This window comes from Parahaliea aestuarii (genome assembly GCF_008064635.1).
GTDB classification, from domain to species: domain Bacteria; phylum Pseudomonadota; class Gammaproteobacteria; order Pseudomonadales; family Halieaceae; genus Parahaliea; species Parahaliea aestuarii.
In genome coordinates, this window is the sequence record NZ_VRYZ01000009.1 from 100,012 (window position 1) to 118,222 (window position 18,211).

The following is an 18,211-nucleotide window of genomic DNA, read 5'->3' on the forward strand; positions in this document are numbered from 1 at the left end:
ATGATTCAAGGACTCTGACCATGCCCTACCCACATTTCTCCAGGTTGGCCGTCGTGGTACTGCTCGCCTTTTGCTCGATCGGCTTGCGCGCTCAGGCGCCTGTTTCCGATGTCACTGATCCGGCGATCGTCGAGGCCTTTGTGGACGGTGCTGTAAAGCCTGCCATGCAGGAGCACCACAGTCCCTCGGGAGTGGTGGCGGTGATGAAGGGGGGAGAGGTCATTCTGGTCAAGGGCTATGGCCACCAGAACCTGGAGCAGGGCATCCCGGTGGACGGCGAGCAGACCATGTTCCGCCCGGGCTCTATCTCCAAGCTTTTCACCTGGATAGCGGTCATGCAGTTGGTGGAGCAGGGCCGGCTCGATCTTGATGTCGACGTGAATACCTACCTGAAGACCTTTGAGGTGGCCGACACCTGGCCCGGGAAGCCGGTGACGTTGCGTCATATCATGACCCATACTGCGGGCTTTGAAGACGGTGCTCTCGGCTTCCTGATTGTGGATGATGTCGCGCGGATCAAGCCGCTGGCCGAGTCTCTCGCCTACTACCAGCCGAAGCGGGTTTTCCCTCCGGGTAAGCGCGTGGCCTACTCCAACTGGGGCACGGCCCTGGCGGGGCTGATTGTTGCCAATGTCAGCGGCCAGGCCTATAACGACTACGTCAAGGCGAACATTTTCGATGTGCTTGGCATGGAGCACGCCACCTTCGCCGAACCCCTGCCAGAATCACTTGAGCCCTACATGGCCCGTGCTTACCGTTTCAGGGCGGGTCAGTACGAGGAAACGCCCTACGAGATTATCTCCAACTTCGGTCCTGCCGGTGCCGCCGCAGTCAGCGCGTCGGCTATGCTGCGCTTCGCCCGGGCACTGCTGAACGGCGGTGAGCTGGAAGGCAGGCGCATTCTCCAGGCGGAGACACTGCAGCAAATGCTGGACCAGGGGTTCGTCCATGACGAGCGGGTGCGGGGCGTTGGCCTTGGCTTTCTCAAGTACCAGTATGGCCCCACAGGATTTAACAGTTTTGGTCATGACGGGGCGACCTCGCGGTTCTTCTCCCACTTCGGCGTGTCCAGCTCTGAGGATTTCATGCTGTTCTCGTCCTTCAGCGGGCCCGAGGGCGGCGCGGTCAACCGGAAGTTCGTGAAGGCGTTCTACGACGAGTTCTTCCCGGTTCCGGTACCCGCGCTCGAGCCGCCGACGGACTTCGCCGAGCGAGCTTCCCGTTACGCCGGGGTGTACAACAGCTCCCGCGCCAATTTCTCCACGCTGGAGTCGGTCCTGCGCGCCCTGGGCGGCATGAAAGTGGTACCGATGCCGGACAACACATTGCTGGTCGGTGAAAAACGCTACATCGAGGTGGAGCCACTGCTGTTCCGCGAGCAGTACGGCAGTGGTCGAATCGCCTTCCAGGAGGCAGCGGATGGCGCCATAGACGGCTTCGTTATGGACGGCTTCGGCGTGTTCCAGATGTATCGTGTGCCGTTCTATGAGACGGCCGACGTGACATTATTGCTGGTAGGGCTGATTGTGCTGGTGGCTGCGCTGTCGTTTATCCGTATCGGCTACCAGTGGCGCGCGATTCGCGGCGGCCCCGCTGACGAACGCCGCGTGGAATATGTCACGCTGGCCTTTGCGGTGTGCACGGTGGCCTTCTTTGGGTTGGTCGGCCTGGGGCTCAGCAGTGGCTTGGATACCTTCTATTTTGCTATCGCGGGGACCATCAAGGCCGCGCTGGTGTTTCCCCTGCTGCTGGTGCCAATCACACTCTTCCACATTTACCAGAGTGCACAGGTCTGGCGACAAGGGCTGTTTGCCGGCTACTGGCCCCGAGTGCGGCACAGCCTCGTATCGCTGGTGGGGCTGTTGGCGATCTGGTTCTATTTCTACTGGAACCTGATCGGTTTTAACTACATGACGTGACGATGACCGTGCCAATTGCTATAGATGTCGCTCCTGAGCGTGGGCAGCTGCCGGAAACCCTGGTATTCGGCGCCACCTACACCGACCACATGTTCAGCCAGCGCTACCGGCAAGAGGCCGGCTGGCACGATGCGCGCATCGGCCCGCTGCAGCCGCTGGCACTGCACCCCGCCGCGGCGGTGCTGCACTACAGCCAGGAAATTTTCGAGGGCCTGAAGGCCTACCGCCGCGCCGATGGCGGCATCAACCTGTTCCGGCCCGACCAGAACGTGGCGCGCTTCAATCGCTCGGCGCGGCGCATGGTGATGCCCGAGGTGGACGCGGCGCTGCACCTCGCGGCATTGAAGCAGTTCGTCGACCTGGAACGGCACTGGGTGCCCGCAGCGCCGGGCGCATCGCTGTATCTGCGCCCGACCATGATTGCGACTGCGCCGAGGCTGGATCTCAGCGCCGCTACCGAATTCCTGCATTTCATTATCGCCAGCCCCGTGGGGGGCTACTTTGGCGCCGGTTTCCAGTCGGTGGACGTACTGGTCTCGGATCAGTGTCGTCGCGCCGTGGTGGGGGGCGTGGGCGAGGCCAAAACCGGTGGCAACTACGCGGCCAGCCTTTACGCCAGCGATGCCGCAGCGCGCCAGGGCTACCAGCAGGTGCTGTGGCTGGATGCGCGCGAGGGCCGCTTCATCGAGGAAGTGGGTTCCATGAACATCTGCTTCGTCTATGCCGATGGTTCCATCCGCACGCCGGCCCTGACCGGCTCCATTCTGCCGGGCATCACCCGCGACTCCCTGATGCAGCTGGCGCCGCGGCTGGGGCACTCGCTGGAAGAGGCGCAGCTGGATATCGACGAGGTACTGGCGGGCATTGATGCCGGCGAGATTACCGAGGTGTTCGGCTGCGGCACCTCGGCGGTGATCTCCCCGATTGGCAGGCTCGCCTTCCGCGGCAGCGAGCATGTGATCGGCGGCGGCCAGCCCGGGCCGGTCGCCCGGCGCCTTTACGAGACGCTCTCTGGCATCCAGTACGGCAGCGTCGAAGATCCCTTCGGCTGGGTTGTGCGGCTCGACTGAAGCCCGACTTGCCAGATGGTCTACGCTGTGTGGGTAACCCCTGCAGATGCGAGAGGCCTATGCAAATCCCCGGGCTCCACCTGATCGATCGCCCCACCTTCATCGGCGCGCTGCTGTTGCTGTTTGTGGTCACGGTGCCGCTGGTTGTCTGGCCCGAGGAGGGCGCCCAGGCTGTCGCCCATGCCAGGGCGTTTATGACAGACCAACTGGGTGGTCTCTACCTGCTGCTGGGCATCGGCGCCCTGTTTTTCATGCTGTACATCGTGTTCAGCGAAATCGGCAACATCAAGCTCGGCGACCCGGACGAGCGCCCCGAGTTCGCCACCGGCTCCTGGGCGGCGATGCTGTTCTGCGGTGGTATCGGCGCCAGTATCCTGTACTGGGCGCCGATCGAATGGGCCTTCTACTACAACGACCCGCCCTTCCAGGCCGAGCCCGGCAGCCACGAGGCGATTCGCTGGGCGGCCACCTACGGTGTCTTCCACTGGGGGCTGATTCCCTGGTCGATCTACCTGATTCCCGCCCTGCCCATTTCCTACTTTTTCTACATTCGCAAAAGACCGGTGCTGAAAATTTCCACCGCCCTGATGCCGGTGATCGGCCAGCGCCGCGCCGAGGCCTGGCCGGGCAAGGTCCTGGACGTGCTGTTTATCTTCGGCCTGCTGGGCGGCGGCGCCACAACCCTCGGCCTGGCGGCGCCCTTGATCAACGAGGGACTGACGACCCTGTTCGGTATCCAGCAAACCGTGGGCAGCCAGATCGTAGTGCTGATGGTGTGTACCTCCATTTTCGCCTACTCGGCCTATGCCGGGCTGGACAAGGGCATCAAGATTCTCTCCAACATCAACTTCTGGGGCGCCCTGGCACTGCTGGCCTTTATCTTTGCGGTGGGGCCGACCAACTTCATGTTCGAGACCGGGCTGGACAGCCTCGGACGGATGCTCACCCATTTCTTCGAGATGGCGACCTGGGCCGAGCCCTTCGGTGGCCTCGCGGACTTTTCCGATACCCACTTCCCCCAGGACTGGACCATTTTCTACTGGGCCTGGTGGCTGGTGTTCGCCCCCAGCATGGGCCTGTTCATCGCCCGTATCTCCCGCGGGCGCACCATCAAGCAAATGGTGGTGGGTTCGATTTTCTTTGGTTCGATGGGCTGCTTCCTGTTCTTCATGGTGTTTGGCAACTACGGCCTGCATCTGCAACTGACCGGTGAGCTGGACGTGATCGCCATTCTCAAGGAGCAGTCAGCCACGGCGGCCATCTTCGCCATGTTGCAGACCCTGCCCTTCGGCACCCTGGTGATTGTGGTGTTCACCCTGCTGGCGGTGATCTTCACGGCGACCACCTTCGACTCCATTTCCTACATCCTGGCCTCGGTGGTACAGACGGATATCGAGGGTGAGCCGCTGCGCTGGAACCGCCTGTTCTGGGCCTTTGCCCTGTCCATCCTGCCGACCACGCTGCTGTTCCTGGGCGGGCTGGATACCCTGCAGACTGCAGCCATCGTCGGTGGCGCGCCGCTGCTGGTGATCGCGGTGATGCTGGCGGCGTCGGCGGTGACGGCTGCGAACTACGACCTGTTCCACCACCCCGCCTATCGCAAGCCGGTGTTCAACATGGACGAGTTGCCGGACATCGACCCCTGGTCGGCGGAAGGCCTGGCCCGCAAGCGCTTCCGCCTGGCCAAGGCCCAGGCCCAGGAGGCCGCGGCGGAGCAGCGCGCGGCGCTATCCGCCCTGTTGGACTACAAGCAGGGCCTGCGCGACTGTGAACCGGGAGAAGAGGAACTGCGCCAGCTCGAAACCCTGGAGCTGCAGGCCACCCAGGCCGCCGAACGCAAATCCGACGCCAGCCACCGCGCCCAGGCGGCGCGTGAGGACTTCGAGCTGGCGATGGCAGAGCGGGAACTGTCAGACGGATAGTGACTGTGTGGCGGACGGCGCCATTGAAGCCCCAACACGGCAATTTGCCCGCGGTGTGGTGCTAAATCGTGCCGCCTTTGGGTGGCCGGTTTCGCCATAGTCACCGCGATGGGGGCGGGTACACTGAGGTCAGAGTTCGATCGACAGACCCAGCGATATAACAATAAGCGAAAAGGTGATGCGATGTTGAAATTCGGAGACCGTACCTGGATGCGCCCGGCCCTGGGCCTCAATGTTCTGTCACTTGCCGTTGGTGGCGCCCTGCTGGTGCCCACTGCCGGGGTGCAGGCGCAGGTGCTTGAAGAAGTAATCGTCACCGCCCGTAAACGCCAGGAGGCGATGCAGGACGTACCGGTGTCGGTGACCGCCTTTACCGGCAACCAGTTGCGGGACGCTGGCATTGTCAACCTGAAGGACCTGGGCTACCAGACGCCGGGTGTGCAGATTGACCAGTCCAGCGCGGCACAGATCTGGATTCGCGGCATTGGCCAGCGCGACGATGGCTCGCGTGTGGATGCGCCGGTCGGGGTGTATGTCGATGGCCTCTACATTCCGCGCAAGGACGGCCAGCTACTGGACCTGATCGACGTAGAGAGCATCCAGGTACTGCGCGGCCCCCAGGGTACGCTGTTCGGCAAGAACACCACCGCGGGGGCGCTGGTGGTCACCACCCAGATGCCAGATACCGAATTCAGTGGCTTCGTGGATGCCCGAGTGGGCAACTATGAACGGCGCGACCTGAAGGCCTCGGCGAATATCCCGCTGGTTGACGATGTGTTGCTGTCCAAGGTCACGGTGGGCTCGGTGCGCCGGGACGGCTATCAGCGCAACATCGTGACCGGCCAGGAGGCGGCGTCGGAGGATCGCCTCTCCGCCGCCCTGCAACTGCGCTGGCTGCCGGCCGACACGCTGACCGTGGATGCCCTGGCCTACTATGGCGAGACCGCGGAAATCCAGCCGACCACCAATTGCCGCTGGCTTGAGCGCAGCAGTTTCAACGGCGAGGATTCGCTGTTCGGCAACCGCATACTGCCGGGCGACCGGGTGCCGGTAGATGCCTACAACGATAACGACACGCCGGTGATGCCCGGCTTCAGCGCCCAGAGCCCAAGCTTCGAGGCCGCCTGCCGTCGCTCCGAGGCCCTGCAGGACGACTACCGCACCACCACCGACCAGCGCATCGAATACAACCTCGACAACCTGCTGCTGGGCCTGACGGTGGAGTGGGAGATCAACGACAGCCTCAGCCTGAAAAGCATCACCGGCTTCGGCGAGCAGGAGAAGTCCGGCAACTTCGGCAACCCTGACAACGACGTTACCGAGCTGCCCTTTTCAACGCGCTATCGCCCCGGTGGCAGCCCGAGTGACCGCGACCATTTTTCGCAGGAACTGCAGTTTATCGGCAGCGCCTTTGATGACCGTCTCGATTACACCTTTGGCCTGTTTGCCATGAAAGAGAATATCGACGACGGCACCGATGGTTCGGTGAGCTGGTCCACGGGGTCGCTGATTTTCGCGCCCGTGCCCATCATGCTCATCAACTCACCCACCGCCGAACTGCAGACCTACGAACTGGAGAACACCACCTATGCGGCCTTCTTCCAGGGCAGCTATGAGCTGACTGACCAACTGGAACTGACCGCCGGCCTGCGCTGGACCAGCGAACAGCGCGAGCAGTCGGTATCGCAGTTGCTGCTGGACGAGGCGGCCTTCCGTGAAACCGCCTTTGCCGCCATTGCCGGTACACCCGGCATTATTCCCCTGCAGGCCGCCGGCGTTGGTCTGGTGACCGACCTGGATGCCCTGCTGGCGGCGGATATCTTCACCACCATCAACAATGCCTTCCCGCTGGACGCCGAAGGCCAGCAGATTTACCCCCTGTTACCGGCGGTGGATCACCATGCCGACGAAACCTGGGAAGAAGTCACGCCGATGCTCAGTCTCGCCTACCACCTGCCGGAGGCGACGCTGGATGCGTTGGGCATGCAGTCGGCCATGGTGTACCTGGGTTACGCAGAGGGCTTCAAGTCGGGCACCTTCGAGCCGGTGGGTATCGATGGCCAGGCGACGGTACAGCCGGAAACGGTGGTCAACTACGAGCTGGGTTTCAAGATCGATTTCTTCGGTTCGAGCATGCGCCTGAACGGCGCCCTGTTCCGCACCGACTTTGATGACATGCAACTACGGCAGGTGCTGCTCGACAGCGGCGGTTCGCCGCGCGTGGTACTGACCAATGCCTCCAGTACGCGGATTACCGGGGGGGAACTCGAGTGGTCCTGGTTGCCCACCGACAACCTGCTGCTGATGGCAACGGGTAGCTACAACGACTACGACTATCTCGACTTTGAAGAGCCGCAGTTCAGTTCCAGGGCGCTCTTTGCCCAGCAGCCGCTGCCCATCACTGACCGCTCGTCCGAGCCCTTTGCCGAGGTGCCCAAGCTGACCTACAGCCTGGCCGTACAGTACACCTGGGATACGTCCTGGGGTACCTTCGTGCCGCGTCTCGACTACAGCTACGTGGACGAGATTTTCATGGGGCTGGATGCCGGCGCCGGGCAGAACCTCGACCAGTCCACTTTCGATGACTACGGTTTGCTGAATGCCCGCCTGGGCTGGCGCTCGCAGTCGGGCCGCCTGGAAGGGGCGGTGTATGCAACCAACCTGACGGACGAGCTGTATTACTTCGGTGCCGCTGCGGTGGGTGACAGCACCGGCGCCTTCCAGACCACGACGGCGCCGCCGCGCATGTACGGGCTGGAATTCCGCTATAACTTTTGAGAGGGCAGCCGGTGAGCAATGAAGATTCCGCGGCTGGGCCCACCGGCAAACTGAGAACGCAGGCGCTGGTGCACCTGTCTGCCTTCCTCGCGTCGGCGGGCGTATTTATCAGCCTCGATAACTGGGCCCTGGCAACCGGGGCGGGGGTGCCCACGCTACTCGCAATACTGGCGGGGCTGCTCGCAGGCTTCTTCATGAGCCATATTTTTCATGAGTGGGGGCACTTCTTCGGCGCTCGCCTGGCCGGGGCCGCAACGACCATCAAGGCGCAGCCAGCGCCGCTGTTTTTTGATTTTGACTACGCCGGCAGCACGGCGCGGCAGACGCTTGCGCTCTCGGCCGGCGGCCCGTTGGGCAATGTATTGGTTATTGTGCTGACGCTGTACAGCCTGCCGGTGGTGAGCCCTGGACGGGCCGCCCTGCTGGCGGGCATGGTGGGCAGCCTGGTCTTCGTGTTGTTCCTGGAGTTGCCGGTGACACGGCGCATCCGCTCGGGCGAGGCGCCCATCGACGCCATGATGGGGCACTTCGGTCAGGGCAAGCCACTGTTCAGGCGCTGTACGCGCCTGGGGGTGGCAGCGGGTGCCGCCACATTCCTCACCCTGCTGGTGTTGTAGCCGCTCTGAGCGATTGCCCTGCCGGCCTCTTCGCCGACAGCAAAAGGCCCGCACATGGCGGGCCTTTGGTGGAGCGGAGGATTCGCTTACTCGTCAAGGAAGCTGCGCAGGTAGTCCGAACGGGTCGGGTGGCGCAGCTTGCGCAGTGCCTTGGCCTCTATCTGGCGGATACGCTCGCGGGTGACATCGAACTGCTTGCCCACCTCTTCCAGGGTGTGGTCGGTATTCATGTCGATACCAAAGCGCATGCGCAGCACCTTGGCTTCGCGGGCGGTGAGGCCGGCCAGCACTTCCTTGGTGGCTTCCTGCAGGCCCTGGCCAGTGGCGGCGTCGACCGGTGAGGAAATGGTGTGGTCCTCGATGAAGTCGCCCAGGTGGGAATCTTCGTCGTCGCCAATCGGCGTCTCCATGGAGATCGGCTCTTTGGCGATCTTGAGTACCTTGCGCACCTTGTCTTCCGGCATGTCCATGCGCTCGCCCAGTTCTTCCGGCGTGGGCTCGCGGCCCATTTCCTGCAGCATCTGGCGGGAGATACGGTTCAGCTTGTTGATGGTCTCGATCATGTGCACCGGGATACGGATGGTGCGTGCCTGGTCCGCGATGGAGCGGGTGATGGCCTGGCGAATCCACCAGGTGGCATAGGTCGAGAACTTGTAGCCGCGGCGGTATTCGAACTTGTCCACCGCCTTCATCAGGCCGATGTTGCCCTCCTGGATCAGGTCGAGGAACTGCAGGCCGCGGTTGGTGTACTTCTTGGCGATGGAGATCACCAGGCGCAGGTTGGCCTCCACCATTTCTTTCTTGGCGCGCCGGGCACGGGCTTCACCCATACTCATGCGGCGGTTGATTTCCTTGATCTCGGCAACGGTCAGGCCGCTCTGCTCCTCGATCTGGGCAATACGACGCTGCAGGCGCTGGATGTCTTCCTTGCGCGCATTGAGCTTGGCGGCATAGTCCTTCTTGCCGCGGGTGACGCGACTCAACCACTTCGCGTCGGCTTCCGAACCCTGGAAGCTCTCGATGAAATCCTTGCGCGGCATGTTGCACTCGCGCACGGCGATTTTCATGATTTCGCGTTCCTGGTCGCGGACACCGGCGAGGATGTTGCGCGGTGAATCGCTCAGCGGGTCGAATACGCGCGGGGTGAGCTTGAAGAACTTGAACAGTTCGCCGAGCTTTTCCATCTCCTTCTGGGCTTCAGCGTCGCCGCGCCCTTTGGCCGCGATGGCTTTATCGGCTTTGTTGAGCTGGCGCTTCAGCGCGGTGAAGCGCTTCTTGGCCTCGACCGGGTCGGGGCCGGACTCGGTCTCTTCGTCGTCGGAATCGTTGTTGTTGTTCTCCGCGGCGACTTCGGCGGCGGAGGGCACGTGATCGGCGGGGTCGAGGTAGCCGACCATCACGTCGCCCAGGCGGCGCTCTTCCCGGGTGACCTGGTCGTACTCGTCGAGCACGGACTGCACGGCGCCGGGGTAGTGGGCCAGGGCGGCCATCAGTTCGCGGATACCCTCTTCGATGCGCTTGGCGATAACAATCTCGCCTTCGCGGGTCAGCAGTTCCACGGTGCCCATTTCGCGCATGTACATGCGCACCGGGTCGGTGGTGCGGCCGGCTTCGGTTTCCACCGCGGCCAGGGCGGCGGCGGCTTCGGCAGCGGCGATGTCGTCGGCAGAGCCGTCGCCTTCGCTCATCAGCAGCTCGTCGGCGTCGGGCGCCACTTCGAACACCTGGATGCCCATGTCGTTGATCATCTGGATGATGTCTTCGACCTGATCCGGATCGGAGATGTCCTCCGGCAGGTGGTCGTTCACCTCGGCGTAGGTCAGGTAACCCTGCTCCTTGCCGCGGGCGATAAGCTCCTTGAGGCGGGACTGTTGTTGCACGACGTTGGTCATCGAGTGCATACCTATAAACGTAAAAAAAATGTAGCCGCATATTGTAGCGGATGGGGCGCCGGTATAACCACCGCAAGGGCGGGTAATTTCAGGCTTTTTACCGCTGATTTGCCCCGAATCACGTCATTTCAACGGCTATTTCCGGTGCCTGCGCGGTGTGCGGCCCGGCGTGTCGGGGGCGGGCACGCCGTTACATGGGGGCGAGTCCTGCAATTGCAAGGTGGCGCTGTCAGCCGCCGAGTGTCTAGCGTCCGCGCTTGCCCCGCTCGGCATCGAGTTTCTGCTTTTCTTTTAGCAGCTCTCTCAGCTGCTGCTTCTCCTCTGCGCTCATCTGAGCGTAGTTGGTGAGTTTCAGTTTGTCGACTTGCGCGGCCAGGGCGGATTTGCGCGGTAACAGCGCGAGTTCCGCCATGGTGTCGGCAAATTGTTGCTCGATGCCCTCGGTCGGTATGAGCCGTTCCTGGCCGGCCAGGCGGTTGAGCAATTCGCCCTGGGGGGTGCCGTACCAGTGCCCCAGCAACATGGCGGTGGAGGACTCCGGCCGCCGCTGCAGCAGGCCCAGCATGTCGCGCAGCAGGTCAATGTCCTCACCGTCCAGCGAGGCCAGCATATCGGTGTTGCCGAGGCGCGCTACTTCCGGCTTGTGCAGCAACAGGGCCAGGGCCGCCTGGGCCAGGTTGGAGTAGCCGCGGGGCAGCTCCGTTTGCGGGCTGCGCTGGCGCGGCAGGGTTTCTTCTTCACCGCTGCCCTCGTCGCTAGGGGCCGTTGCTTCCGTTTGCTGCGGCAGTGGCGGCACTTCCAGCTGCATCAGGCTCTGCAACTCCAGGCCGGTGCGCCGTGCGAGCTCCCGAAACATGAGCTGGCGGTACACACCCTCGGGCAGCTGGCGAATGTAGGGCAGCACCATCTTGCTGAGGCGGGCGCGGCCGTCCAGGCTGTCGGTGTCTACGCCATCTGACAGCGACTCGAACAGAAAAGTTTCCAGCGGGCGGGCCTGCCCCAGCATTTTCTCAAAACCCTCGGTGCCCTGGGCGCGCACGGCGGTGTCCGGGTCTTCGCCCTCGGGCAGGAACAGGAAGCGCGCCTGGCGCCCGTCTTCCAGGGACGGCAGGGCCGACTCCAGGGCGCGGAAGGCGGCCTTGCGCCCGGCCTCGTCGCCGTCGAAGCAGAACAGGACTTCCGGGCACAGGCGGAAGATGCGTTCCAGGTGGGTTTTGCTGGTGGCGGTGCCGAGTGTGGCGGTGGCGTTGTTGATGCCGTGCTGGGCCAGGGCGATCACGTCCATATAGCCCTCCACCACCAGAATGCGCTCCAGTTTGCGATTGGCCTGGCGTGCCTGATAGAGGCCGTAGAGCTCGCGGCCCTTGTGGAAAATGGCCGTCTCCGGGGAGTTCAGGTATTTGGGTTGGGCCGCTCCCGGCTTCCTGCCTCCCGCGGCACTTGCACTTCCATGTGCATCGTCGTCGGGTAGCATCCGGCCGCCGAAGGCGATGACACGGCCGCGCTGGTCGCGGATGGGGAACACCACGCGGTCGCGGAAGCGGTCGTAGGTTTTGCCCGCCTCGTTCTGTACCAGCATGCCCGCATCCAGCAGCAGCTTGCGCTGGGCTTCGCTGCCGCCAAAGCGCTGCAGCAGGTTGTCCCAGCCCGGTGGTGCAAAGCCGAGGTCAAATTGCTTAGCGATCTGGCCGGTGAGGCCGCGGCCCTTGAGGTAGTCCACCGCGCGCCTGGCGTCCGGGTGCTGGCGCAGCTGCTGCTGGTAGAAGCGGGCGATGTCCTCCATCAGGGCGTAGAGGGGCTTGTTGCTTTGTTCTGCCGCCGCCGCACCTGGGCCACCACTCTGCTCCCGCGGTACATCCAGCCCGAGGCTGCCGGCCAGGGTATCCACCGCCGCCGGGAAGTCCAGGTTCTCGTAATCCATCACAAAGCCGATGGCGTTGCCGCCGGCGCCGCAGCCGAAGCAGTAGTAGAACTGTTTGTCGGGATTGACGCTGAACGAGGGGGTTTTTTCTTCGTGGAAGGGGCAGCGGGCGCTGTAGTTCTTGCCCGTTTTCTTCAGTTTGACCCGACGGTCCACCACCTCGACGATGTCGAGCCGGTCGAGCAGCTCGTCGAGAAAGGATTGCGGTATCCGTCCGGCCATGCGCAGTTCAGGTGAGTTGTGGGTCTGGCGGGCTATTGAACCACGCCGGGGGAGTCGCGGTCAGCTCAGCTGGCGAGCCGGGCCTTGACGATCTTGCTGACCTCGCCCATATCGGCGCGGCCCTGAACCTGGGGTTTGACCTGGCCCATCACGGCGCCCATGGCCTGCATGCCGCTGGCGCCCGAGGCGGCAATGGCGGCGTCCACCAGTTCGATGATTTCCGTTTCGGACAGCTGCGCCGGAAGGAATTCCTGCAGCACGGCGATTTCGCGCTCTTCCTGCTCGGCCAGATCGGTGCGGCCGGCGTCGTGGTACTGGCTGGCGGAATCCCTGCGCTGCTTGACCATTTTGTCCAGCACTGCCAGAGCCCGAGCATCGTCCACGTCGACGCGCTCGTCTACTTCGATTCGCTTGAATTCGGCCTGAATCAGCCGAATGGTGCCCAGCCGCTCCTTGTCCCGCGCTTTCATGGCGGCCTTCATGGCCGCCTTGACCTGCTCTACCAGGGAAGAGCCGACGGGGGTTGGATCACTCATAGGGAGGGGGCGCTGTACAGCTTAGTACAGGCGGACGCGCTTGCGATTTTCCCGGGACAGCTTCTTCAGGTGACGCTTGACGGCAGCCGCGGCGGCGCGCTTGCGTACAGTGGTGGGCTTTTCGTAGTGCTCGCGCTTGCGTACTTCAGCCAGTACGCCAGCTTTTTCGCAGGAGCGCTTGAAGCGGCGCAGGGCAACGTCAAACGGCTCGTTCTCTTTGACCTTAACGTGAGGCATTAAGTCTTCACCTGTATCCAATAGTTTATGGCTGCCTGCAAATTGAGCAGACAACGCCTGAAAGGGCGCGCATTCTATACCCAAGTTCAGGCATTTGCAAAGCGTGAATTGAGATCAAAAATGACTCCCACCCCGCAACCCCGTATCATGCGCCACCAGACTCCACAAACGACTCCCTATGCTCATCCTCGGCCTTGAAACCTCCTGCGACGAAACCGGCGTGGCGCTCTACCACACCGGGCGCGGCCTGCTGGCCCACGCCCTGTTCAGCCAGGTGGATATCCACGTGGAATACGGGGGCGTGGTGCCGGAACTGGCTTCCCGGGACCATATCCGCAAGGCGCTGCCCCTGATCGAGCAGGTAATGGCGGAAGCGAACTGCACCGCCGGCGATATCAACGCCGTGGCCTACACCGCGGGCCCCGGCCTGGTGGGCGCCCTGATGGTGGGGGCAACCCTGGCCCGCGCCCTGGCCTGGGGCTGGGGCGTACCCTCGCTGGGGGTGCACCACATGGAGGGCCACCTGCTGGCGCCCATGCTGGAAGAAGATCGCCCCGATTTTCCTTTCGTGGCCCTGCTGGTGTCCGGCGGCCACACCCAGCTGGTGCGGGTGGACGCGATCGGCGAATACCGGCTGCTCGGCGAATCGCTGGACGACGCCGCCGGCGAGGCCTTCGACAAGGCCGCCAAGATGCTCGGCCTGCCCTACCCCGGCGGCCCCCATATCGCCAGGCTGGCGGAGCAGGGCGATCCGTCGCGCTTTGATTTCCCGCGACCGATGGTCAACCGGCCGGGCCTGGACTTCAGCTTCAGCGGCCTCAAGACCTACACCCTCAACACCGTGAATGACTGCAGGGCCGCCGGTGAGCTCACCGAGCAGGACAAGTGCGACATCGCCCGCGCCTTTGAGGAGGCCGTCGTGGGCACTTTGGTCATCAAGTGCCGGCGGGCGCTTAAGCAGGAGGGTCTCAAGACCCTGGTGATGGCCGGCGGGGTCAGCGCCAATCGCAACCTGCGCGCCAGCCTGGAAATGGCACTGAAAAAGGATCGCGCCAGAGTCTTCTACCCCGCCCCGGAATTCTGCACCGACAACGGCGCCATGATCGCCTACGCCGGGGCCCAGCGCCTGGCCGCCGGGCAGCGCGACGAGGGTGGCACCGCAGTGCGCCCGCGCTGGCCGATGGCGGAACTGCCCCCCATTACACAGGTGGCGGGCTGATGGATACCGTGTTTATCCGGGAACTGGCCGTGGATACGGTGATCGGTGTCTACGACTGGGAGCGCGCCGTGCGCCAGACCCTGCTGCTGGACCTGGACATGGGCTGGGACAACCGCCCCGCCGCGGCCGGCGACAACCTGCAACACGCGCTGGACTATGCCGCCGTGTCTGCGCGCATTGCCTCCTTTATGGATGGACAGCAGTTCCAGCTGATTGAAACCGCCGCCGAGGAAATCGCCGCCCTGGTGCGCACCGAGTTCGGCGTGCCCTGGCTGCGCCTGCGCCTGTGCAAGCCCGGCGCCGTGGCGGCGGCGAAGGATGTCGGTGTGCTGATCGAGCGCGGGGAGCGGCCCTGATGCCCCGCGTCTACCTCGGCCTTGGCTCCAATATCGAGCGCGAGCGCTACCTGGCGGCGGGCCTGGATGCCCTCGAGGCACTGTACGGTCATCTGGATTTGTCCCCGGTGTATGACTGCGAGGCCATCGGCTTCAGCGGCCAGCCCTTCCTCAATATGGTGGTGGGCATCGACACGGAGGCCAGCGTGGCCGAACTGGCCCGCGACCTGCGCCGCATCGAGACCGAGCACGGCCGCCTGCCCGACGCCACGCGCTACTCCCCGCGCCAGCTCGATATCGACCTGCTCACCTACGGCGACAGCGCCGGTGAGGTCGACGGCGTGCAGCTGCCGCGGGCGGAAATCCTCACCAACGCCTTTGTGCTGCGCCCCTTGTCGGAACTCGCGCCGGAGGATCGCCACCCGGTCGATGGGCGCAGCTACGCCGCGCTGTGGGACGCTTTTGATCGGGAGTCGCAGCAGGTCAGGCGGGTAGCATTTACCTGGCGGGGTAGGGAGATTTCGGGGGAATAGCCGCCTGACGCAGGTTTGCCGGGATTGGCCGGATTTGAGCGAATATCGAGCTGGCGAGTTGGTGGCTAGTTCTGCAAACCTGAATCTCTCCTGCAAACCAGGGAGATTCCCATGCCAGAGCTCACCCGCTTTTACGGCATTGTAATCAAGCTATACTTTGCGGACCATCCGCCGCCGCATTTCCATGCAATCTATGGCGATACTGTTGGCGTGTTCAGTATTGAGAGCCTTGAAATGCTGGAAGGGGATTTGCCGCCGAGAGCAAGGCGGCTCGTAAAAGCTTGGGCGACCAAACACCAGTTGGAGCTGAGTTCGATATGGCACACTCAGGAATACAGGAAACTGCCAGGCCTGGAGTAGGGTCAGTGCCACGGGTTACTGCAGTTGAGGCGTTGAGCAACTATCTCTTGTTAGTGCACTTCGATAATGCCAGGCAGCGCAAGTACGATCTCAAACCGCTACTGGCTAAGCCGCTTTTCGCCGAATTGAAGAATCCGCGCATTTTCCGCCAAGTGAGTGTCGAACCCGGTGGGTATGCAGTGAGCTGGGAAACCGGCGCGGATATCAGTGAATATGAGCTGTGGCGCAATGGTGTTGAGGTCTACCCGTAGCGGGTGATGCAGAACAGCCCCAGCAGTACCAGCGCCGTGCCGGCCATGCCGCCGGGGCTGAGGCGCTCTCCCAGCAGGAACACGCCGCCCAGGTAGACCAGCGCGAAGGTGAGTACCGTGAAGGCATAGACGGTGGTCAGGGCCTGGGTGGAGAGCACGTAGATCCACAGCACCGTGGCGGCAGCGTACAGCGCCAGGCCCGCCACGATGGGCAGATTGATAAACTCCAGCAGCGCCGTGCGGCCGCTGGCGCCGATCTTGAACAGTAACTGGCCGCCGGAGGCGCACAGGGCGGCGGTGAGCAGCAGGGCGAGTGTGGCAGGGGTCATACGTCAGCTCCGGTGCCGGCAAGTCCCAGGCTCCAGCCGCCATCCACCGCCAGCACCTGGCCGGTAATAAACGACGCTTCCAGTCCGAGAAAAGCCACCGTGCGGGCAATGTCCGCGGGGTCGCCGAGCCGTGCCAGCGGGGTGGCGGCAAGGATGGCCCGGCGCTTGTTGTCGTCGTAGGCGGCATCGTCCTCCGGCCAGAGAATGGCGCCAGGGGCCACGCCGTTCACGCGCACCCGCGGCCCCAGTTCCAGTGCCAGGCTGCGGGTAAGGGAGGCGAGCCCGGCCTTGGCCGCGCAGTAGGCATTGAAGTCCTTGAGCGGCCGGCCGGCGTGGATATCGATCAGGTTCACCACGCTGCCGCCGCCGGCGCGCAGGGCGGGCAGCAGGGCCTGCAGCAGGAAGTAGGGGCCCTTGAGATTGGAGCCGAGCAGGGCGTCGAAGTCGGCCTCGGTGGCGGATGCCAGCGGCGTTGGCGCAAAGCCCGAGGCGTTGTTGACCAGCAGTTTCAGTGCCGGGTGAGTCGCCAGGAAGGATGCGCCCACGCGCTGGATGTCATCCACCTGGCAGAGGTCGGCCTGCCACAGGTGGCAGGAACCCGGCCGTTCCCGGTTCAGCGCCGTTGCCAGCGCCTCGGCAGTGACCGAAGAACTGCGGTAGTGCAGGGCGATGTCCATTCCGCGCCCGTGCAGTTCGCGCACGATGGCCGCGCCGATACGCTGGGCGCCACCGGTCACCAGTGCCAGATCAGCCATGGTCCGCCTCGCGATTGCCCGGCGTGTCACGCAATGCGTCCAGTCGCCGGATCTGCTCCGCGGCGATGGCGTCGCCCAGGGCCTTGCCCTGCAATTCCCGCCCGGCAAAGTCCGCGGCATTGACGCTCGCCGCGGCTCCGGCGGCGCGGCGCAGGTAATCCGCCTGAGGGTAGGGTTGGTCTTCCAGCCCCTTGCGACCGCGCGCGTCAGCCTCGCAGGCCAGCAGGAAATGCTCGAAGTCCTGCGGGCGCCGCAGGGCGCCGGTGTTGCGCAACAGCTTGAGCAGGGTCTTGCCACGCAGTCCCCGCGCGGTGTGGCACAGCAGGTGGTATTCGCACACCGACAGCGCCAGGTCGCGGTGGCGGTTGGGGACTTTCAGGCGCTGGCATACGGCCTTTACCAGCGGCACGCCCCGGTGTTCGTGGGCGATATGGCGGGGCAGGACATCTTCGGGGGTGGTGGCCTTGCCGAGGTCGTGGACCAGGGCGGCGAAGCGCACGGCGGTATCCGGGCTGAGCCTGGCCGCCTGTTGCAGCACCATCAGTGTGTGGATGCCGCTGTCGATTTCCGGGTGATACTCCGCGCGCTGGGGCACGCCGAACAGGGCGTCCACTTCGGGCAGCAGTGCCGCCAGCGCGCCGCAATTCCTGAGTACCTCGATAAAGACCTCCGGATTGCGCTCGCCCAGGGCCCTGTCGGTTTCCACCCAGATACGTTCGGCCGGCAGGTGCGCCAGCTCGCCCGCATCGACAATCTCCGCCATCAGCCGGCGGGTCTCCTCCGCCACCGTGAAGCCCAGGTGGGCATAGCGCGCCGCGAAACGGGCCACCCGCAGCACTCGCAGGGGATCCTCGGTAAACGCGGGGGACACGTGGCGCAGCAGGCGCGCCTGCAGGTCCTGCTGCCCGCCGTAGGGGTCGACAATCTCGCCCTCCGCTGTCTGTGCCATTGCGTTGATGGTGAGGTCCCGGCGCAGCAGATCCTCCTCCAGCGTGACGGCCGGGTCGCAGTGCACCGCAAACCCCGTGTAGCCGTGCCCCTGCTTGCGCTCGGTGCGCGCCAGTGCGTACTCCTCCTTGGTGCGGGGGTGAAGGAACACCGGGAAGTCCTTGCCCACCTGCTGGTAGCCCTGGTCCAGCATTTCCTCCGGCCGCGCACCCACCACCACCCAGTCACGCTCGGTGACCGGGTAGTCGAGCAGGGCGTCGCGCACTGCGCCGCCGACGAGGTAGGTTTGCATGGAGTGAAGTCCTGAATCAGTCCCGGCACTGTAGAGAGGATTCGAAGCTGGCTCAAGCGGGTCAATCAGGCGGGA

The 18,211-nt window shown here is 64.0% G+C and carries 17 protein-coding genes; 10 read left to right on the plus strand and 7 right to left on the minus strand.

The window, feature by feature from the left end; translation table 11 throughout:
- Window positions 1–20 precede the first annotated feature (20 nt).
- The 5 genes from FVW59_RS17855 (at window position 21) to FVW59_RS17875 (ending at window position 8,306) form a co-directional block, all read left to right on the plus strand.
- On the plus strand, window positions 21–1,919 hold the full coding sequence (locus FVW59_RS17855; RefSeq protein ID WP_148065742.1) for a serine hydrolase domain-containing protein: 1,899 nt from the start codon (window positions 21–23) through the stop codon (window positions 1,917–1,919).
- Window positions 1,920–1,921: 2 nt separating this feature from the next.
- Complete coding sequence (locus tag FVW59_RS17860) at window positions 1,922–2,989, plus strand: branched-chain amino acid aminotransferase (RefSeq protein ID WP_148065743.1); 1,068 nt, start codon at window positions 1,922–1,924, stop codon at window positions 2,987–2,989.
- A 59-nt stretch (window positions 2,990–3,048) separates the two neighbouring features.
- Complete coding sequence (locus FVW59_RS17865; protein WP_148065744.1) at window positions 3,049–4,911, plus strand: BCCT family transporter; 1,863 nt, start codon at window positions 3,049–3,051, stop codon at window positions 4,909–4,911.
- Between the two features lie 183 nt (window positions 4,912–5,094).
- Window positions 5,095–7,689, plus strand: coding sequence for a TonB-dependent receptor (locus FVW59_RS17870; protein WP_187275963.1), 2,595 nt, complete (start codon window positions 5,095–5,097; stop codon window positions 7,687–7,689).
- An 11-nt stretch (window positions 7,690–7,700) separates the two neighbouring features.
- Window positions 7,701–8,306: a hypothetical protein gene (locus FVW59_RS17875; RefSeq protein ID WP_148065746.1), complete on the plus strand. Its 606-nt coding sequence runs from the start codon at window positions 7,701–7,703 to the stop codon at window positions 8,304–8,306.
- Window positions 8,307–8,392: 86 nt separating this feature from the next.
- On the opposite strand, the gene rpoD is transcribed toward FVW59_RS17875, so the two are convergent.
- The 4 genes from rpoD to rpsU form a co-directional block, all read right to left on the minus strand.
- Window positions 8,393–10,198, minus strand: coding sequence for an RNA polymerase sigma factor RpoD (gene rpoD / locus FVW59_RS17880; protein ID WP_148065747.1), 1,806 nt, complete (start codon window positions 10,196–10,198; stop codon window positions 8,393–8,395).
- 244 nt (window positions 10,199–10,442) lie between these two features.
- Window positions 10,443–12,341 carry a DNA primase gene (locus FVW59_RS17885; RefSeq protein WP_148065748.1) on the minus strand — a complete coding sequence of 633 codons (1,899 nt, stop codon included), beginning with the start codon at window positions 12,339–12,341 and terminating at the stop codon, window positions 10,443–10,445.
- A gap of 65 nt (window positions 12,342–12,406) precedes the next feature.
- The gene (locus FVW59_RS17890) at window positions 12,407–12,877 is read right to left on the minus strand and encodes a GatB/YqeY domain-containing protein (RefSeq protein WP_148065749.1); all 471 of its coding nucleotides are present in this window, start codon (window positions 12,875–12,877) and stop codon (window positions 12,407–12,409) included.
- 21 nt (window positions 12,878–12,898) lie between these two features.
- A complete protein-coding gene (rpsU, locus tag FVW59_RS17895; RefSeq protein WP_116368301.1) occupies window positions 12,899–13,114 on the minus strand; it encodes a 30S ribosomal protein S21 in 216 nt (71 codons plus the stop codon).
- A gap of 178 nt (window positions 13,115–13,292) precedes the next feature.
- On the opposite strand from rpsU, the gene tsaD reads away from it, so the two are divergent.
- The 5 genes from tsaD to FVW59_RS17920 all read left to right on the plus strand — a co-directional run bounded on the left by tsaD (window position 13,293) and on the right by FVW59_RS17920 (window position 15,812).
- Complete coding sequence (tsaD, locus tag FVW59_RS17900; RefSeq protein WP_148065750.1) at window positions 13,293–14,333, plus strand: tRNA (adenosine(37)-N6)-threonylcarbamoyltransferase complex transferase subunit TsaD; 1,041 nt, start codon at window positions 13,293–13,295, stop codon at window positions 14,331–14,333.
- Window positions 14,333–14,689, plus strand: a complete 357-nt coding sequence (gene folB, locus FVW59_RS17905) for a dihydroneopterin aldolase (protein WP_148065751.1) — start codon at window positions 14,333–14,335, stop codon at window positions 14,687–14,689. Before tsaD ends, folB begins: the two co-directional genes overlap by 1 nt.
- The gene (folK, locus tag FVW59_RS17910; protein WP_148065752.1) at window positions 14,689–15,201 is read left to right on the plus strand and encodes a 2-amino-4-hydroxy-6-hydroxymethyldihydropteridine diphosphokinase; all 513 of its coding nucleotides are present in this window, start codon (window positions 14,689–14,691) and stop codon (window positions 15,199–15,201) included. The genes folB and folK overlap by 1 nt, the downstream gene beginning before the upstream one ends.
- A gap of 111 nt (window positions 15,202–15,312) precedes the next feature.
- Window positions 15,313–15,561: a DUF4160 domain-containing protein gene (locus FVW59_RS17915; RefSeq protein WP_148065753.1), complete on the plus strand. Its 249-nt coding sequence runs from the start codon at window positions 15,313–15,315 to the stop codon at window positions 15,559–15,561.
- Complete coding sequence (locus tag FVW59_RS17920) at window positions 15,519–15,812, plus strand: DUF2442 domain-containing protein (protein ID WP_281290184.1); 294 nt, start codon at window positions 15,519–15,521, stop codon at window positions 15,810–15,812. The genes FVW59_RS17915 and FVW59_RS17920 overlap by 43 nt, the downstream gene beginning before the upstream one ends.
- On the opposite strand, the gene FVW59_RS17925 is transcribed toward FVW59_RS17920, so the two are convergent.
- Genes FVW59_RS17925 through FVW59_RS17935 form a run of 3 tightly spaced genes read right to left on the minus strand, consistent with a single transcriptional unit; the run spans window position 15,803 to window position 18,136 of the window.
- On the minus strand, window positions 15,803–16,141 hold the full coding sequence (locus FVW59_RS17925; protein WP_148065755.1) for a DMT family transporter: 339 nt from the start codon (window positions 16,139–16,141) through the stop codon (window positions 15,803–15,805). The genes FVW59_RS17920 and FVW59_RS17925 overlap by 10 nt on opposite strands.
- The gene (locus FVW59_RS17930) at window positions 16,138–16,896 is read right to left on the minus strand and encodes a pteridine reductase (RefSeq protein WP_148065756.1); all 759 of its coding nucleotides are present in this window, start codon (window positions 16,894–16,896) and stop codon (window positions 16,138–16,140) included. Before FVW59_RS17930 ends, FVW59_RS17925 begins: the two co-directional genes overlap by 4 nt.
- Entirely contained in the window at window positions 16,889–18,136 is a 1,248-nt protein-coding gene (locus FVW59_RS17935) for a multifunctional CCA addition/repair protein (RefSeq protein ID WP_148065757.1), read from the minus strand. The genes FVW59_RS17930 and FVW59_RS17935 overlap by 8 nt, the downstream gene beginning before the upstream one ends.
- Between the last annotated feature and the right edge of the window lie 75 nt (window positions 18,137–18,211).

Bases quoted from the DNA above. Each gene is read 5' to 3' on its own strand.
- FVW59_RS17915 (WP_148065753.1), top strand. From the start codon at position 15,313: ATGCCAGAGCTCACCCGCTTTTACGGCATTGTAATCAAGCTATACTTT.
- FVW59_RS17930 (WP_148065756.1), bottom strand. From the start codon at position 16,896: ATGGCTGATCTGGCACTGGTGACCGGTGGCGCCCAGCGTATCGGCGCG.
- folB (WP_148065751.1), top strand. From the start codon at position 14,333: ATGGATACCGTGTTTATCCGGGAACTGGCCGTGGATACGGTGATCGGT.
- FVW59_RS17855 (WP_148065742.1), top strand. From the start codon at position 21: ATGCCCTACCCACATTTCTCCAGGTTGGCCGTCGTGGTACTGCTCGCC.
- FVW59_RS17935 (WP_148065757.1), bottom strand. From the start codon at position 18,136: ATGCAAACCTACCTCGTCGGCGGCGCAGTGCGCGACGCCCTGCTCGAC.
- rpsU (WP_116368301.1), bottom strand. From the start codon at position 13,114: ATGCCTCACGTTAAGGTCAAAGAGAACGAGCCGTTTGACGTTGCCCTG.
- FVW59_RS17865 (WP_148065744.1), top strand. From the start codon at position 3,049: ATGCAAATCCCCGGGCTCCACCTGATCGATCGCCCCACCTTCATCGGC.
- FVW59_RS17860 (WP_148065743.1), top strand. From the start codon at position 1,922: ATGACCGTGCCAATTGCTATAGATGTCGCTCCTGAGCGTGGGCAGCTG.
- FVW59_RS17890 (WP_148065749.1), bottom strand. From the start codon at position 12,877: ATGAGTGATCCAACCCCCGTCGGCTCTTCCCTGGTAGAGCAGGTCAAG.
- FVW59_RS17925 (WP_148065755.1), bottom strand. From the start codon at position 16,141: ATGACCCCTGCCACACTCGCCCTGCTGCTCACCGCCGCCCTGTGCGCC.
- tsaD (WP_148065750.1), top strand. From the start codon at position 13,293: ATGCTCATCCTCGGCCTTGAAACCTCCTGCGACGAAACCGGCGTGGCG.
- FVW59_RS17870 (WP_187275963.1), top strand. From the start codon at position 5,095: ATGTTGAAATTCGGAGACCGTACCTGGATGCGCCCGGCCCTGGGCCTC.
- folK (WP_148065752.1), top strand. From the start codon at position 14,689: ATGCCCCGCGTCTACCTCGGCCTTGGCTCCAATATCGAGCGCGAGCGC.
- rpoD (WP_148065747.1), bottom strand. From the start codon at position 10,198: ATGACCAACGTCGTGCAACAACAGTCCCGCCTCAAGGAGCTTATCGCC.
- FVW59_RS17885 (WP_148065748.1), bottom strand. From the start codon at position 12,341: ATGGCCGGACGGATACCGCAATCCTTTCTCGACGAGCTGCTCGACCGG.
- FVW59_RS17920 (WP_281290184.1), top strand. From the start codon at position 15,519: ATGGCACACTCAGGAATACAGGAAACTGCCAGGCCTGGAGTAGGGTCA.